The following is a 15,915-nucleotide window of genomic DNA, read 5'->3' as shown; positions in this document are numbered from 1 at the left end:
ACGTAACTAAATAGACAGATAGAGGCGCGGTTTTTAAGAGTACGATGACCAATAAAAGGCAAAGGACATCGAAAAGGAAAAATCGCCGAAGTGACTAGTGGAGCCAAGCTGCTAGTTGCTGGTTTTGAATATAAGATATTCAAGACTGTCATGAAAATCAATTATTTGATTCTTATGGAGGACTATCAACAAAAGGACTTTCTCTTTGTAGTCAGATACAAAAAAGAAAACACCTTGAGTTGAATAAAATGGACCCCATAGAATGGACACTAAAAAAAGTGCCCTCTATAGGGTCCACTTTAGAATAGACTCGGGGTGTTTTTTTGCGTTTTTTGTTTAAATTATAGAGAGGAAGTTGATAATGAAGAAGAAAATTGGATTCATAGCAGTGATAGGAATATTTTTGATATTAGCCATTAATGCAGATTTTAGTGGAGGAAATGGAACAGAAGTTAATTATGGATTATTCACGTTAGTTCCTCCAGTGGTTGCTATAGTGTTAGCATTTATAACTAAAGATGTTATTATTTCACTTTTTTTAGGAGTTTTTTCTGGTGCATTTGTACTTCATCTAGCAGATAGTAACTTTGTTGTTGCTTTTGTTCAGGCTTTTTTAAGTGTAGTGGATTATGCATTGATCTCGTTATCTGATCCATGGAACGCGGGTATTATTCTACAAGTATTAACGATTGGTGGATTGATTGCCCTAATGACGAAAATAGGTGGAGCTAAAGCAGTAGCAGCAGCTCTATCAAATAAAGCTAAAGGCCCAAGAAGTGCTCAAGTTATTACATGGATTTTAGGGATATTAATGTTTTTTGATGATTACGCTAATTCTTTAATTGTTGGACCAGTCATGCGTCCTGTTACAGATGAGAAACATATTTCTCGAGAGAAACTAGCTTTTATAGTTGATGCTACGGCAGCACCAATAGCAGGAATTGCATTGATATCTACTTGGGTAGGATATGAAGTAGGATTAATAAAAGACGGTTACGAATCTATTGGTCAATCAGTAAATGCTTATGGAATTTTTATAGAAACGTTACCTTACCGTTTCTATAACTTTTTAATGTTAGCTTTTGTTTTAGCAACAGCCTTACTCTTAAGAGAGTTTGGTCCAATGTTAAATGCTGAAAAAAGGGCACGTGAAAATAAAGCGAAGGATTTTGATGATTTTGCAGTTGAAACTTCAAAAGAAGTAGAAGATATGGAACCAGCTGAAGGAGTTAAGCTATCGATTTGGAATATGATTGTTCCTATAGGGACATTAATTGTTTCAGCATTTATTGGTTTTTATTTTAACGGATACAATAGCATTATGGAAAGTGGAGAGAATGCAACAATTGCTATCTTAGAAGCAAATCCCTTATCCTTTTTAGCTATCCAAGAAACTTTTGGAGCATCTGATGCGAGTATTGTCTTATTCCAAGCGGCACTTTTATCGAGCTTGGTAGCTATGGCAATGGGTGTTTCGCAGAAAGCCTTTACGTGGACTGAGTCTGTTGCGGTATGGATTAATGGAATGAAATCATTAATTATTACAGGAGCAATTTTGTTATTAGCTTGGTCGTTAAGTACAGTTATAGGCGAACTAGGCACGGCTGAATTTTTAGTCTCCTTATTATCTGATTCAATGCCGGTATTTCTATTGCCAACCATTATATTTATTCTTGGAGCAGTTACGTCATTTGCTACTGGAACATCCTACGGTACGATGGGTATTTTAATGCCTCTAGCGATTCCATTAGCAGCAGCACTATCAACAGACCCTGAATTTGTTATTATGACAACAGGAGCTGTTTTAACAGGAGCTATTTTCGGAGATCATTGTTCACCAATTTCGGACACAACAATACTATCCTCTATGGGGTCAGGTGTTGACCACCTTGATCATGTCAAAACACAACTATTGTATGCTTTAGTTGTTGGAGTGATTTCTTGTTTGTTTGGCTTTATTCCTGTTGGATTAGGTGTACCAATTTGGATAGCGATGCCTGTAGCTTTACTTGTGACTGTTGGAGTTGTTTATTTCTTAGGTACAAGAGTAGATGAAGTTAGTGAAGATAAACTAGCTGAAAAAAACTAAATGAATTAAATTCTCTTCCCGTTATTATCTGGGAAGAGAGTTTTTGTTTTCTGGATAGGGAATCGGATTTATTGCTAGTTTAAAAAGGTTTGTGTAATAATATAATCAAGTTGAGATGGAGCTGTGAAAATGGCAGATGAGAGAGAAAAAGCTCTTAAAATTGTATCTAAAAACAAAAATAAATATTCTCTCAACAGTTTCTGGTAGTAAGCCAAAATCATATTATATGACATTTTTTAACGAAGAATTTATTTTGTATACATCAACAGATAAAAGAATAGGAAAAGTAGAAGAAATAAAAGAAAATCCTCATGCATTTGTTTTACTGGGATATGAAGAAGGTCTTTTTGATAAAAACTATGTAGAGATAGAAGGGGATCTTACTCTGACAGAAGATCAATCATTGATTGAGCATTTGTGGAGTCCATATATGAATTTAATTTTTGATAGTAAAGAAGACCCTAATATTATCGTATTGCAACTGAAACTAGAAATAATAAGGCTTAGAGAAACCAAGAATGATGAAGCAATATCTATTAATTTAAATTAAAATAGTAAGAATAAAAGGAATGAAATTTTCTTTTTATTCTTACTATTTTTTTATTCTTTTTATCGAGCTTTGAATGTAGCCTATTGCTAAACTAACAGTAGCACTTCCGTATATAATCTATCTCTGTTCAATAGTCTTAGATTATTCTACGGTAACACTTTTCGCTAAATTCCTAGGTTTATCAACGTCATTTCCACGGTGTAAACTAGTATAGTATGCTAGTAATTGTGTTGGAACTACACTAACTAATGGAGTAAGAAGTGAATGGACTTTCGGCAATACAAGCTGATCTCCTTTTTTTTGCAAACCCTCCATTGTTATTACTAAAGCATGAGCTCCTCGAGCTTGTACTTCTTGGACATTTCCTCTAGTATGTCCTGCACTATCCTTATCTGTAATAATGGCTATTACGGGAGTACCTTCTTCAATTAAGGCAATTGTCCCGTGCTTTAATTCTCCAGCAGCAAATCCCTCTGTTTGTACATAAGATATTTCTTTCAATTTTAATGAAGCTTCCATGGCAACGTAATAATCTACTCCTCGTCCAATATAAAAAGCATTTCGACTAGTACTTAGATAATGTGTTGCAAGTTGTTCAATGAATACTTTTTCAGATAGGATGCTTTCCATTCCTGTAGCAACAATTCCAAGTTCATGAGCCATATTGCTCTCTTTGGCTAGTCCATTTTTTTTAGCTATAACCTCTGATAGGGCAGCTAATACAGTGATTTGTGCAGTATAAGCTTTTGTAGAAGCGACTGCTATTTCAGGTCCAGCATGAAGTAGTAAAGTATAATCAGCTTCTCTAGATAGGGTGGATCCAGAGACATTGGTTAATGTTAATGAAGGGAATTCCATTGCTTTAATTTTCACCAACACTTGTCTACTATCAGCTGTTTCACCACTTTGCGATAAGAAAATAAAAAAAGGCTTTTTAGATAAAATAGGCATATTATAACCAAATTCACTGGATAAATGCACTTCAGTTGGAATATGTGCTAAAGTTTCTAATAGTTGTTTTCCGACCCAACCTGCGTTGTAACTTGTTCCGCAAGCAATAATATAAATTCGATCACTACTTATTACACTATTTATAATATCCGTGTCTAGTTGGAATTGTCCTTGATCGTTTTGGTAAGCTTGAATGATTTTCCGAAGGACAGCTGGTTGCTCGTCTATTTCTTTAGCCATATAATAAGGGTAAGCTCCTAAATCTAAATCATCCAAGTTTACCTCGGCCGTATAGGTTTCTCGACTGATACTTGTTCCATCTTGAGTTTCTATTTTAATTTCATCCCGCGTTAAAGAAATAAATTCTCCGTCCATTAATTCAATAAATTGATTTGTTTCCTGAATCATTGCCATAGCATCACTGCAAATAGCGTTAAATCCGATACCTTTACCAACTAATAAAGGACTTTTATTTTTAGCTGCATAAATAATATCAGGTTGTTGAGTATCCATTAAAGCTAGTGCGTATGACCCTTTTAGTTTAGACACAGTTTTTTTAAAAGCCTCAAAAGTAGTTAATTGTTCTTCTTCAGAAAAATGTGAGATGAGCTGAACAATAATTTCAGTATCCGTATCACTTGTTAAAGAAATTTCAGGTAAATAAGTATCTTTAAGCTCTTGGAAGTTTTCTATAACGCCATTATGCACAAGAGTAAAACGTTGATTAGTAGATTGGTGTGGATGAGCGTTTTCTACACTAGGACGTCCATGAGTTGCCCAACGAGTATGACCAATTCCTGAGGTACTAAATAGATAGGGCTCAATAATTTTTTTTAAGTCAGCAATTCTTCCTTTTTCTTTAAATAAATGCCCATTCTGATTGCCATCTACTATAAAGATACCAGAAGAGTCATATCCTCGATATTCTAGTTTTTCCAATCCTTGCAATAAAATAACTTTAGCGTCTTTATTGCCAATATACCCTACAATCCCACACATGAGAACTTCCTTCTTTCTATTTGTTTTATAGTTATAAAGCTAGTATAAAAGAACCAATTTAAAAATAAGGGTATTCATTCATCAGATAGTCTTTCTATCTTATTCAAAATTGGTATATACAATATCGGCCTGTTTTTTTCGGACAACACGACAATAATATGATTAATTAAGTGGTTTGTCAACTTTTATATTTTATTGGTATATATATAATTCTTATTTCTTTGTAAGGTAGCTACATCAAAAAAAAGATGTGAAATTATTCGATAGACCTTTCATAAAGGTAAATTGAGGTAAGTATTTTATTGAAATGATACAATAAATACAATAAATAATTCAGAAAAGGGGATAAAAAAATGATTTATACAATCACGTTAAATCCTGCTATTGACCGTTTATTATTTCTTGAAGGATCATTAACAAAAGAAAAAAATAATCGTCTTCAAAAAATAACATATGACTTGGGTGGAAAAGGGCATCATGGCTCTTATGCGATGAGTCGTTTAGAGATAGATAACCAAGCACTTGGTTTTTGTGGAACCACAAATAAAAATAAATTAGAGAAAATTCTCTTAGAAAAATCAATCAATCATGACTTAATTGATGTTTATGGAAAGCCAACTAGAGAAAGCTATGTTATTTTAGAAGCTGATATCAGTGGAAGTATTTTAATTACAGAAAGAGGTTTCCAAATAACTAGTTATGATATCGAATTGTTAAATGAACAGATAGAAAGAAAAGTGAATGCAACGGATATTGTGTTGATTGCTGGTTCATTGCCACCAGGATATGAATTAGAGGATTTAGCAGAACTATTAGGTTTATTGAAAAAAATAGGCTGTTTTATTGCCTGTGATTTATCGGGTGATGCTCTAAAAAAAGCAGTAGATATGGAAGTTAATTTTATTAAACCTAATCGCTTTGAAATTCAAGAACTAATTTCTTCAGAGAAAACAATGCTAGATAATTTAAAAGAATTAAGCAAAAAAGTTGACTATATTATTGTATCTCAAGGGAGTGAAGGCAGTATTTGTAGTCACGCAGGAGAATTTTATCAAGTCACAACGCCTAAAGTTGTAGCGATAAACGATACAGGAGCTGGTGATTGTTTTGTAGGATCTTTCTTATCCGGCCTATCGTTAAATAAGCCTTTAACAGAATGCTTAGCTTTTGCAAGTGCTTGTGCTGCTAGCAAAGTTCAGCACAATGATAGCACAACGTTTAGCGTCAAAGAAGCTAGGATTTTACAAAAGAAAATAACAGTTAAGAAATTATAATAACGATAGCTCAAATAAAAATTAAATGTAGTTAAGTTATTTTGTCACTTTAAAAATAGACTATCCAATTCCTTCAACAAAATCCTCTTTACTAAACGAACATATGTTTGTATAATCGGTTGAGAGTACTATCTTAATTAATTTATAAAAGGAGCGGTGGATGTGATTCAATTGGATTATTCGAATGAACCCCGAAGAGATATTTTATGTATCGATGTAAAATCTTTTTTTGCTTCTGTTGAATCGGTTAAAAGAGGAATTCACCCTTTAGAATCGTATATAGTAGTCATGAGTAAACCAGACCAAGCAGGTGGGTTAGTTTTGGCTGCTTCACCAAGAGTAAAGGAAGAATACGGAATTAAAACGGGTTCGCGCCGATACGAAATTCCAAAAAATTCTAAAATTCAACTAGTTGAACCAAGAATGAGTTTGTACCTGAAAGTAAATTTGATGATAAACGATATCTTTCAAGAGTTTATTTCAACTGATGACTTGCATATTTATAGTATTGATGAATCATTTTTAGATGTAACCTCATCTCATGCACTTTTTGGATCAACGAAAGAAATTGCCGTCAAAATTCAGCAGGCAATTTGGCAGAAGCTCGGCTTGGTCACTGCAATCGGAATAGGAGACAACCCTTTGTTGGCTAAACTGGCATTAGACAATGAAGCAAAATACAGCCCTAGCTTTATAGCTACTTGGCACTATGAGGACGTTGCAAAGACGATTTGGCGTATTCATCCCATTACAGAAATGTGGGGTGTAGGTAGTAAGACAGCCAATAATTTATATAAATTAGGAATCGATTCTGTTTATCAGCTATCTCAATACAACGTTTCTGCTTTAAAACGAGTTCAAGGCGTGATAGGTGAACAACTTTTTTATCATGCTCATGGAATTGATCGAAGCATTCTATCTGAAAAATACCAGACGCTCTCAAAATCTTATGGAAAAAGTCAAATCTTAGATCGAGACTATACTCGACAAGATGAAATTGAAGTAGTTATTAAAGAAATGGCTGAACAAGTAGCCGCTCGACTAAGAAGCCACTGTGTTGAAACGGAAGTCGTTCATCTGTCGATTGGTTTTTCAAAAGAAATTTCTGACAAAGGTTTTAGTCATCAGTTAAAAATTTTTCCAACAGCAGCTAGTCGAAAAATAAGTGAAACGTGCTTACATTTGTTTAGAACTTACTATGAACAAGAACCGGTAAGACGAATATCCATTAGCTGTGGAAAGATACTAGCTCAAACAGATTTACAATTAGACTTATTTGAATCAGCTGAAAAAACTATCCAAAAAGAAAAAATCGATCAAGTTATTGATAAAGTTCGTCATAAATATGGGTATGCCTCGTTAGTACATGCTAGCAGCCTAACTTCTGGTGCGACAGCTATCAAAAGAAGTGGATTAGTTGGTGGCCATAAAGGTTAAGAATGAGAGTCCCACCATTTCCTGGATTCGCATATTTCTGCATAACGGATTAAAGCACTCTCGATAACGATTAATTCAGAGTGAGTTTGAAGATAAAGATTATTTTCTTCTTGACCAACTACAATACCCATTAAATCGTCTTCATACAGACCATTTAAAAGAAATTCCATTTGAATGAGAAGTTGTTTTTTTGTTAAGAAAGCTTGGAAAATAGTTTCTGAAATAATTTCTGGAGTTTGTTTTTCTTTTGGTAAGTTAAGCTTAGTTTTAATCTTAGTTGATTTTTGCATCAGTTCAGCATGATCTGATAAAACAAAACCTTGCCACTTTGCCATTTTACGATCATGATAATTTTTATCAACACGATTCATTTTATCAACTCTTTCATTCTTTTTCATCATTATACGAACAAAAGTTCTTTTTGTACAGTGAAAAAAAGAAGTTAAAAGTTAAAATACTTATCCACAAACTTATCCACATATTGTATGAGATTATTTATTCCGTTCAACTATAAGAAAAAAATTTTTTAGGAGAGATAAAATGAGGAAAGTAATAGTAAACTTAGCGATTAGCTTAGATGGAAGAATTGCAGATGCAAACAATCAATTTGACTGGATACATGGAGATGGAAATCTATCTCATAATACAGCAGGGTCATTTGATTTTTCAGAATTCATAAAATCTTGCGACACGTTAATACTTGGTAAAACTGCATATGATGACTTACCACCAGGGAGCTTCGAATTATATGAAGTTAATAAAGATAAAAAAATGATTGTTTTAACTCACTCAACAGAAGCGTCTGGAATTGATAATGTTGAGTTTTTTAATGGAGATTTAAGTTTATTGGTTAAGGAGTTAAAGGAAGTAGAAGGAAAGAATATTTGGGTATTTGGTGGCGCGAGTGTTTGCAATATCTTAATCAAAGAGGATTTGATTGATCAGTACATTATAGGGATAATTCCTGTTATTGTAGGAAATGGGATGAGATTGTTTTCAGATGGGAACCCTTTATTAGAATTACACCTAGAACACTATACTATTGAAGAAGGAATTGTTATTTTAATTTATTCTCGAAAAAATAGAAAAACAGAGTAGATTTCTCTACTCTGAAAAATTATAACTTTTTTGGGTTGCTACCTCACTCTACTTAAGCAAAAGTTTTTTTATTAATAATACCATGTAATTCATCAAGTTTTTTGATTTGATAAGTCGGTTTTATTAGAGGATTAGCTGGTTTTAAATTTGGATTAAACCAACAAGTATCTATTCCAACGGCTTGTCCTCCCAGAATATCAGAACTTAGCGAATCACCTATGATCAGAGCGTGATCGATTGAAAAATTTGGAATGCGATTAAAAACATAATCAAAATAAGATTTCATTGGTTTTTGATAGCCAGTGTCTTCAGAGACAAAAATATCTTCAAATAAAGGCAATAAATTTGCGGCTTCCATTCGTTGATATTGTGTTTTTGATATTCCATTTGTGACAGCATAAATAGAATGTCTAGAGCTTAATTCCTGTAAGAGTTCTAAACTTCCATCAACTAAATCATGTCCATGATTTAAAAAATGTCGATAGTTCTTTTCAAATAACAAGCCGTCAATATCTAGGTTTAATTCTTCAAATAATAACGGAAAACGTGAGGCGAAGATTTCAGTGCGATTAATTTCACCTCGTTCAAAAGCTTGCCATAAAGATTGATTAATTCGCTCATAAGAATATTCGATTTCATCCGTTAAAACGATTCCTTGTTGTTCGAATAAGGTAGATAAAGTGGATTTTTCAGTAGCTGTGAAATCCAAAATAGTATCGTCAATATCAAATAATAAAAAATTATACGGTTTCATTGCGTTTTATACCTTCTTTCTTAAAAATTAAATATCGGTGCGAACAGAATAAATAACCAACAGGCTACCTATGAACGCTGAGACACTACCAACTGATAACATTACGGTTATACCAGCTGAGTCTAACAGCCAACCTGCAATAATACTACCAAAAACACTCCCTAAAGTTGCTGCGCCCACAACAAAAGTTTGGCCTTTTATTTTATCAAAACGACTCATTAATTTGTTTACATAATAAGAAATAGCAGGAGTGTAGACAGCGAAAGCAAATCCTTGAAGTACTTGAGCAATGACTAGCATCCAAAGAGTAGTGGAGAATAAGAATGCAAAACTTCGGATAACAAAAAAGATACTCGCAAATACTAACATTTTACCACTTTTGAATTTCTGTTGTAAATACCCAAATCCTAACATTGCGGGTAATTCAAAAATCGTTGCAATAGTAAGGGCTAATCCAAAATCTGCATCATTGCCACCTAAACTAGAAACAATTTGAACAAGGTAGGTATTAACGATGGTATGGAAAAGGAAAAGAAAAGCAATTCCGATTAAAAGAAGGCCGAAGTGCTTATATTTTTTGATAAAGGCTATTGTACTTTCTTGAGTAAATAATTTTTCAACGGGTTGAATAGATGGAATGGAAAGAGAGTCATTAGTGTTTACATCAGGAAAACTTAAAATGAGTATCAGCAATAATATATATAAACCTAAGCAAATTATTGGAAGGATAGAAGCATTATAACGACTTAATAGTTGTCCTAATAAAAAAGAAGTTATACCGAAACTAAGAGATCCTGCTCCTCTGGTTAGCCCATAATTGATGACCATTCCTGCATTAATTTGTTCAAACGCTAAAGAATTAATCAAAGGTTGTAAGGTTAACGTTAATGAAGCGATCAATGTGTATAACAAAGCGTCTAGTAACATAGTGTTGGAGAAAAAAGATAATAGAATAAGTAGTAAAATGGTTAAGATGACAATTGAGGACAGTACAAATTTTAATGACAACTTATCTAAACGATCTATTAGAGAACCTAAAGTTGGCTGCATGATAACGGAGAGAATGTTGGATGCAGCTAATATAAATCCAATTCCTTGATTATCAAAATTTTTTTCTAGTAAAAAAACAGAAGCAAATCCATACAAAACACAAAAACACATCCAGTAAAGACCTTGTAGACTGGAAAATCGTATATTTAAACTCGGTGATTTAATCATTTAAATTATTCCTTCCGGGTTGAAATGAGGAAAATAACTAGTTGAAAAATAGACTAGCCTTAGCTATGAAATTTAACCATTACTTATTCTTATATTAAGTATTTATAGGTTTATCTATTAAAAAGTAACGTATTCTATTTTATTATAGCATACGAAATATAGAAAAAAATACAGTATAACGTGTTAGTTAGCCTATTATTTAGGAGTTAATAATAATAGCGAGCGTATTTTTATTGTGCGCTTCATAGTATCTCTCGATGGATAAGACTGATTACAGTTATTAGTTGGTTTAATTCGATAAGAAAAAGTTGTCGAATTAGAAAATAAGGAAAAGATAAATTTAATTTAAATCTACTGTTATGTATAGTATAATTTAGATAAGGATATAAATAGTGAGAGGATTGGTTTTTTTGGGAAAATACAAGAATAGAGCGGAATTAAAAAACGAAGCAAAAGAGCTTTTGAGAGGTAGATGGAAAGAAGCTATCCTGTTAAATATGATACCAGTGTTATTAACAATAATAGGAATGGCTATTGCTTTAGGTGTTGTAGCTTTGTTTCAGCTAAGAACAGGTTTTTTTTCTGAAATAGGTATGAAATATGATCCCTCTTCTGCTGAAAATACGGGAAGTACAAGTAGTGGAATTATCTCTGCATTTCTTACTATAGGTATTTCATTTACATTTTTAGACTGGTTGAGAGAGCCGGAGATGCGCATTCGACCAATTAAAGATGCCTTTCAAATATTTACAAAAAAATACTTTTTAGGAACCTTACTTATTTATATATTGACAACAATTTTTACATTGTTGTGGACATTTTTATTTGTTATACCAGGAATTATAAAGTCATTTTCTTATTCTCAAGCATATTTGATTTATAAAGATCGGAAAGTACTTTCTGGTGATGATAAAGTATCAGCTCTTGATTGTATCACAGAAAGTAGAAAAATGATGGATGGGCATAAATGGGAATTCTTCGTACTAGAATTGAGTTTTATTGGCTGGGGAATTTTAAGCGTCCTATCTTTTGGTATTGGTTTCTTATGGTTAAATCCATATGCCAATGCTACTTATGCAGCATTCTATAAAAATTTAACTGAGAATAGTGGTCATGATGATTCAATGGAAGCTTTTTAAGGCCAGTCATTAAAAGAAGGCTAAGAAGTATAAAGTAAATGAGAGAGTAAAAAGACGATACCCTATCTTAAATAGATTCGTCTTTTTTTATAAAATTAACCTGTTATAACATTAAATAAGTAAAAATAGAATCTATTGACGGGTATAAAAACGAAGAGTATTTAATTAGTTGAACAGAAAGTATATTCTTATAATAAAGAGTATAATTAACAAGTCGACATTGTGAATAAAGGAGCAATCGTCGGGCTTTTTAATGAGATTAGTTTTAATTTTAAGTGAACAACAAGTAGAAGTTACGTAAATAGAGTCAACAAGGAGGGAATTGGATGAAACATTCAAATTATTCAAAAGATAGAATGACCAACAATAAAACAATCCTATCTTTTATTTTTAGTATTCTTTCAATAATAATTCCTATTATCGGAATTATTCTAGGGATTGTTGGAATAATACTTTCACGTAGGGCAATAAAAGAAAGTACTGAAACAAATCAAATTAATACTATTTTATCTACTTTAAGCTTAATTTTTAGTACTATCGGAATAGTTATTCAAGTATTAGGTATAATAGGTCTTCTAAGTTTTATCTAGTCTAGTAGATGTTAACAACCATAGTCTACTATGTAATTATTTTTAATCTGATTTACGAAGCAAATAATACCCTAGAATTAATAAAGTGTATCCAATGACTATTTTTTGAATAAGTAGCGAAAAGATAACCAAGATAAAAATAATAGCAGAAAAAAATTTAAGTAAGAATGACTTTCTCATTAAATAACCTCCATAAGTATCCTAAGTTTGAGCGTGATGAAAAGATTACTTATGTATCTATATAAATAGTTTACAGATAAATTTTGTTGGTAACCTTCTACACTAGTATCAGCTATTTTTGATAAGAAAACCAGAACGCAACGGTTTACAATGTAGCAACCATTAGTTGCCTGTAGTCTTTTTTCTAATAATCATAATTTTTTAGCGAAATGAATTCTATAATTCAACTAGCATTAGTAATCTAAATCAGTAAAAACCATTAGCAACTAATTTTCTTTAAGAATTCATCTATAGAGCAATTAATCATTTTGAATACAAAAAATAAACGCTTCATTTTAACCTAAGATGAAAAAAATGAAGCGATACATACTAGCAACCATTAGTTGCTAGTGATAGTTGACTAGTTTGATCAAATGTAAACTAATAGGTGCTAAAAGGCAACCATTGGTTGATAGCTAATTTTTATTCCTTTCGATATGATAAACGTAAGGAATAAAAGAGGAGTGACAGATATGGTGCTGAAAAAAAAATTAAAAGAAAGTAGAATAAAAAAAGGCTATTCACAAGTAGTAGTAGCTGATTACTTACAAATATCTAGGCAATCTATCTCAAAATGGGAAAATGGAAAAAATTCTCCAGATTTAAAAAATTTAGTGAAATTAAGTGAGTTCTATGAAGTTTCAATAGATGACTTACTTAAGGAAAATAAAAAACAAAGTCATAATTAATTTTTACTGATAAATAAAGGTTAGTTTACTTTTCACTTTTGAGCTCTATATTCTTGGTAAAACTTTTTTCTATTTCGTTAGAAAGAAAATAAGTAACGCTTATTTTTATAGGATCTCCTTCTCTAAAATAGGGACTATCGATAATAAAACCTTTATTTTCTTTAATTTCATTCTGAGGCATAAGGAAATGAACTCCTTGGGTATAAGAATAAACAGAGTTATTATTTTTATCAATAAAATCAAAACCAATATCTGTAATGGCTTCGTCTTGAAAACTAAAATAAAAATTATCTTCAATATAAATTTGGTTTTGACTACTAACAATAGTAAGGTTTTTAACAGAAACCTCTCCATTGGAGATAGGAAATGAAAATACCTGTAGATCTGTAGTGGTATTCCTGCAAGAACTTAAAAAGAAAGAGGATAGTAAAAGAAGTGAAACAATAGCTTGTTTAATTTTCATAATATTCTCCTTTATATAATTCAATATTTTTAAAAATGAATAAACTGTATCCATTGATAGATATCATAAAAGAAATCATGTTAATTTAATCACAAGAGATAGAGTTTAACTATCTTTAGTTAATTAAATCTTACTAAAGATAGTATACGTTATATTTTATAGTAAGAATAGAACGCGAAAGTTTACATAGCAATAAAATTATTGTAACTTTTAGTTAGTGATAAACAAAAAAGCATAGATACAGGGTTTATTTATTCGTTTAGTTAGGATAGAAAAATTTGTTACCAGGAAGAAAGCATCTGACATTTCAACAGGTAAATTGCTAAAAAAAATCAGGTGTTCAAAGCTAAAATAAAAAAGACGAAGGGTTCCTATTGGTGCTTTCCTTGATTTCTTTTTTAATTGCATCTTTAGAGTTAGTTGTAGCACCAGTTTTAATGGTTAAAAACAAAAAATTACAGTGTATAAACTAGTCTATTAGTGGATAGTTGCTGTATTCTTTTTAACCTATTTGTTGCAGATGGTTTTTTAAGCGATATTTTTGATTGGGGAATAACTAGTGTCGAATATCTAGGGTATAAAATAGAAATAGTTTAAGTAAAAAATAAGGGTTAGATTTTGAGTTAGTTAAGTTTATTCATTATAATAAAAGTAAGAAATTTTAAATGAGGAGATGGAAAAATGACTAAAGCCGGAGCGATTTTTGTTAATTTACCTGTTAGAGACCTCAAAAAAAGCAAAGAATTTTTTAGTGCACTTGATTTTGAATTTAATGAACTGTATTCAGATGATAAAGCAGCTTGTTTAATTTTAGGAGATAATTTATATACCATGCTATTAGTAGAAAAATTTTTCAAAGAATTTACACGACAAGAGATCACAGATACGAGAAAAGCAAATGAAGTAATAACAGCAATTACAATTGGAACAAAAATAGAAGTTGATGAATTATTTGCCAAAGCAATCAAAGCAGGAGCGAAGGACAAAACAACTAAAATTCCAGGAGTAGATGAAGATAATATGTATTATAAAAGGATAGAAGATTTGGACGGACATCTTTGGGAATTAATGATGGATATGGATAACTAATTTAAAGAACAAAGCAAACCTTACATAGTAACCTCTTAATAAAAAGAGTTCACTGTGTAAGGTTTTTAAATTTTATAATGTTTATTGATTGTTGTAGTTTAATTCCCATGTAATACCGAATTTATCTGTTACACTACCGAATAGTTCACTCCAAAAGGTTGAAGTAAGTTCCATTTCTACTTTCCCATCTTCTTTTAATTTTTCAAACAAATCGATGATGTATTCTTTATTGTGATCATCAACAACAATACTTATGTTGTTTCCTATTATAAAAGAAGTATCAGTCATAGATGGAGTCCAATCAGAAAACATAATAGTTGTACCATTTATTTCTAGTTCCGTATTCATGATTAGGGTTTTATCATCGTCTACCATCTCTATATTAGGGTTAAGGGACCTATCGCCATAAGTCATAATATCATTTTTTTCCACATTAAATACGTCAGAATAAAAGTCAACAACTTCTCGAGCGTTTCCATCAAAAGTTAAATAAATTCCTATCGCCATTTTTTTCACTCCTCATTTTTTATTTATCTCAATTCTAAACTGCTGATAACTTATATTCAAAAAGGAACTATCGATATATAGGATAGTTTTTTCAAGGCATAAAAGTATACCAAACAAAAACGCTATAGAGCATGAAATAAAGTGAAGGGATGTACGCGACAAGAAGAAAAATAGAGGTAAGTTTAATTTTTTTAAAATTTCTAAAAAAAGTGCTTTTCATATGAAACGATAGGGATAATAAGGATACTAGTAATAAAAATAATTGAACAATTCCGATAGGATAGTATCCAAAGTTGATAGGGATGGTAAGGTAAATAAAAAAAGTTCCTAAGAATAGTAAATCTAAAATGACTAAGATAAAATAGCTTTTTTTTATACTCAATTTAATGTATTTCTCCTTTCAAAAATAATGGAAATACTCTCTTTTTATCTCTACGCGCTTCAATAAGGCTTTAGTTGATTCTATCATAATTGAACGTTATAATGAAATCGCATTCATTGGGAAGTAATGATTAGTAGAATAACTATAGAGGAGGAAGAAAAATGAGTAAGCAGATTCCAAAAGCCGTAAAGGTAGAAATGTCTGCAAGTATTTTAAAGGTTCAATTTGATAACGGAGAAATCAAATACCTTAAATCTCATTATAATGACGATATAGTTGATTCTGTATCGCCTAAGAAAGGCAAAGGTAAAAGGATCAGTTTATTCTTAGCCTCACACAATAGCTGGTTAGGAACGACTACATCGATTGAAAACGATGGAACGGTTGTTTTAAACGAAAAGGATAAGTATACACCTGAAGAGCTGTGGACTAAAGGCAAAGAACATATAGCTGAATTATAGAATGGC

General features: G+C 31.6%; 17 protein-coding genes and 1 riboswitch. Of the genes, 10 read left to right on the top strand and 7 right to left on the bottom strand.

Annotated elements, in window-relative coordinates:
* Nucleotides 1-11: 11 nt before the first annotated feature.
* Nucleotides 12-193: riboswitch (Lysine riboswitch) on the top strand.
* 168 nt (nucleotides 194-361) lie between these two features.
* Both WBF61_RS09455 and WBF61_RS09450 read left to right on the top strand, forming a co-directional pair.
* On the top strand, nucleotides 362-2,089 hold the full coding sequence (locus tag WBF61_RS09455; RefSeq protein ID WP_424255964.1) for a Na+/H+ antiporter NhaC family protein: 1,728 nt from the start codon (nucleotides 362-364) through the stop codon (nucleotides 2,087-2,089).
* 136 nt (nucleotides 2,090-2,225) lie between these two features.
* Entirely contained in the window at nucleotides 2,226-2,639 is a 414-nt protein-coding gene (locus WBF61_RS09450) for a pyridoxamine 5'-phosphate oxidase family protein (protein WP_424255962.1), read from the top strand.
* Nucleotides 2,640-2,780: 141 nt separating this feature from the next.
* Here WBF61_RS09450 and glmS read toward each other — a convergent pair whose 3' ends face one another.
* Nucleotides 2,781-4,589, bottom strand: a complete 1,809-nt coding sequence (gene glmS, locus WBF61_RS09445) for a glutamine--fructose-6-phosphate transaminase (isomerizing) (protein WP_424255960.1) — start codon at nucleotides 4,587-4,589, stop codon at nucleotides 2,781-2,783.
* A gap of 353 nt (nucleotides 4,590-4,942) precedes the next feature.
* Between glmS and WBF61_RS09440 the strand changes: the two genes are divergently transcribed.
* A complete protein-coding gene (locus tag WBF61_RS09440) occupies nucleotides 4,943-5,863 on the top strand; it encodes a 1-phosphofructokinase family hexose kinase (RefSeq protein ID WP_424255958.1) in 921 nt (306 codons plus the stop codon).
* Between the two features lie 162 nt (nucleotides 5,864-6,025).
* A complete protein-coding gene (locus tag WBF61_RS09435) occupies nucleotides 6,026-7,300 on the top strand; it encodes a Y-family DNA polymerase (RefSeq protein WP_424255956.1) in 1,275 nt (424 codons plus the stop codon).
* Here WBF61_RS09435 and WBF61_RS09430 read toward each other — a convergent pair.
* Nucleotides 7,297-7,671: a hypothetical protein gene (locus WBF61_RS09430; RefSeq protein ID WP_424255954.1), complete on the bottom strand. Its 375-nt coding sequence runs from the start codon at nucleotides 7,669-7,671 to the stop codon at nucleotides 7,297-7,299. The genes WBF61_RS09435 and WBF61_RS09430 overlap by 4 nt on opposite strands.
* Before the next feature lie 169 nt (nucleotides 7,672-7,840).
* Here WBF61_RS09430 and WBF61_RS09425 point away from each other — a divergent pair, with 169 nt between their 5' ends.
* Nucleotides 7,841-8,398: a dihydrofolate reductase family protein gene (locus tag WBF61_RS09425; RefSeq protein WP_424255952.1), complete on the top strand. Its 558-nt coding sequence runs from the start codon at nucleotides 7,841-7,843 to the stop codon at nucleotides 8,396-8,398.
* A 52-nt stretch (nucleotides 8,399-8,450) separates the two neighbouring features.
* On the opposite strand, the gene WBF61_RS09420 is transcribed toward WBF61_RS09425, so the two are convergent.
* A complete protein-coding gene (locus WBF61_RS09420) occupies nucleotides 8,451-9,152 on the bottom strand; it encodes a YjjG family noncanonical pyrimidine nucleotidase (protein ID WP_424255951.1) in 702 nt (233 codons plus the stop codon).
* Between the two features lie 27 nt (nucleotides 9,153-9,179).
* On the bottom strand, nucleotides 9,180-10,370 hold the full coding sequence (locus WBF61_RS09415) for an MFS transporter (protein ID WP_424255949.1): 1,191 nt from the start codon (nucleotides 10,368-10,370) through the stop codon (nucleotides 9,180-9,182).
* Between the two features lie 410 nt (nucleotides 10,371-10,780).
* On the opposite strand from WBF61_RS09415, the gene WBF61_RS09410 reads away from it, so the two are divergent.
* Together WBF61_RS09410 and WBF61_RS09405 are read left to right on the top strand one after the other, a co-directional pair.
* Nucleotides 10,781-11,509 (top strand): DUF975 family protein, encoded by a 729-nt coding sequence (locus tag WBF61_RS09410; protein WP_424255947.1) that lies wholly within the window; start codon nucleotides 10,781-10,783, stop codon nucleotides 11,507-11,509.
* Nucleotides 11,510-11,835: 326 nt separating this feature from the next.
* Nucleotides 11,836-12,099, top strand: coding sequence for a hypothetical protein (locus tag WBF61_RS09405; protein WP_424255946.1), 264 nt, complete (start codon nucleotides 11,836-11,838; stop codon nucleotides 12,097-12,099).
* Between the two features lie 42 nt (nucleotides 12,100-12,141).
* Here WBF61_RS09405 and WBF61_RS09400 read toward each other — a convergent pair whose 3' ends face one another.
* Nucleotides 12,142-12,279, bottom strand: a complete 138-nt coding sequence (locus WBF61_RS09400) for a hypothetical protein (RefSeq protein ID WP_424255944.1) — start codon at nucleotides 12,277-12,279, stop codon at nucleotides 12,142-12,144.
* A gap of 512 nt (nucleotides 12,280-12,791) precedes the next feature.
* Here WBF61_RS09400 and WBF61_RS09395 point away from each other — a divergent pair.
* On the top strand, nucleotides 12,792-13,007 hold the full coding sequence (locus WBF61_RS09395; RefSeq protein WP_424255942.1) for a helix-turn-helix domain-containing protein: 216 nt from the start codon (nucleotides 12,792-12,794) through the stop codon (nucleotides 13,005-13,007).
* 25 nt (nucleotides 13,008-13,032) lie between these two features.
* Here the strand turns inward: WBF61_RS09395 and WBF61_RS09390 are convergent, their stop codons facing one another.
* Complete coding sequence (locus tag WBF61_RS09390) at nucleotides 13,033-13,470, bottom strand: hypothetical protein (protein WP_424255941.1); 438 nt, start codon at nucleotides 13,468-13,470, stop codon at nucleotides 13,033-13,035.
* A 681-nt stretch (nucleotides 13,471-14,151) separates the two neighbouring features.
* Here WBF61_RS09390 and WBF61_RS09385 point away from each other — a divergent pair.
* Nucleotides 14,152-14,559: a VOC family protein gene (locus WBF61_RS09385; RefSeq protein WP_424255940.1), complete on the top strand. Its 408-nt coding sequence runs from the start codon at nucleotides 14,152-14,154 to the stop codon at nucleotides 14,557-14,559.
* An 81-nt stretch (nucleotides 14,560-14,640) separates the two neighbouring features.
* Here WBF61_RS09385 and WBF61_RS09380 read toward each other — a convergent pair whose 3' ends face one another.
* Nucleotides 14,641-15,066 (bottom strand): VOC family protein, encoded by a 426-nt coding sequence (locus WBF61_RS09380; RefSeq protein WP_424255938.1) that lies wholly within the window; start codon nucleotides 15,064-15,066, stop codon nucleotides 14,641-14,643.
* A gap of 543 nt (nucleotides 15,067-15,609) precedes the next feature.
* Here WBF61_RS09380 and WBF61_RS09375 point away from each other — a divergent pair.
* The gene (locus tag WBF61_RS09375; RefSeq protein WP_424255936.1) at nucleotides 15,610-15,909 is read left to right on the top strand and encodes a hypothetical protein; all 300 of its coding nucleotides are present in this window, start codon (nucleotides 15,610-15,612) and stop codon (nucleotides 15,907-15,909) included.
* Nucleotides 15,910-15,915 lie beyond the last annotated feature (6 nt).

The organism is Carnobacterium sp., assembly GCF_049673005.1.
Taxonomy (GTDB): domain Bacteria; phylum Bacillota; class Bacilli; order Lactobacillales; family Carnobacteriaceae; genus Carnobacterium_A.
The sequence above is the reverse complement of the archived record's forward strand: the minus strand, read 5'-3'. Positions and strand labels throughout refer to the sequence as shown.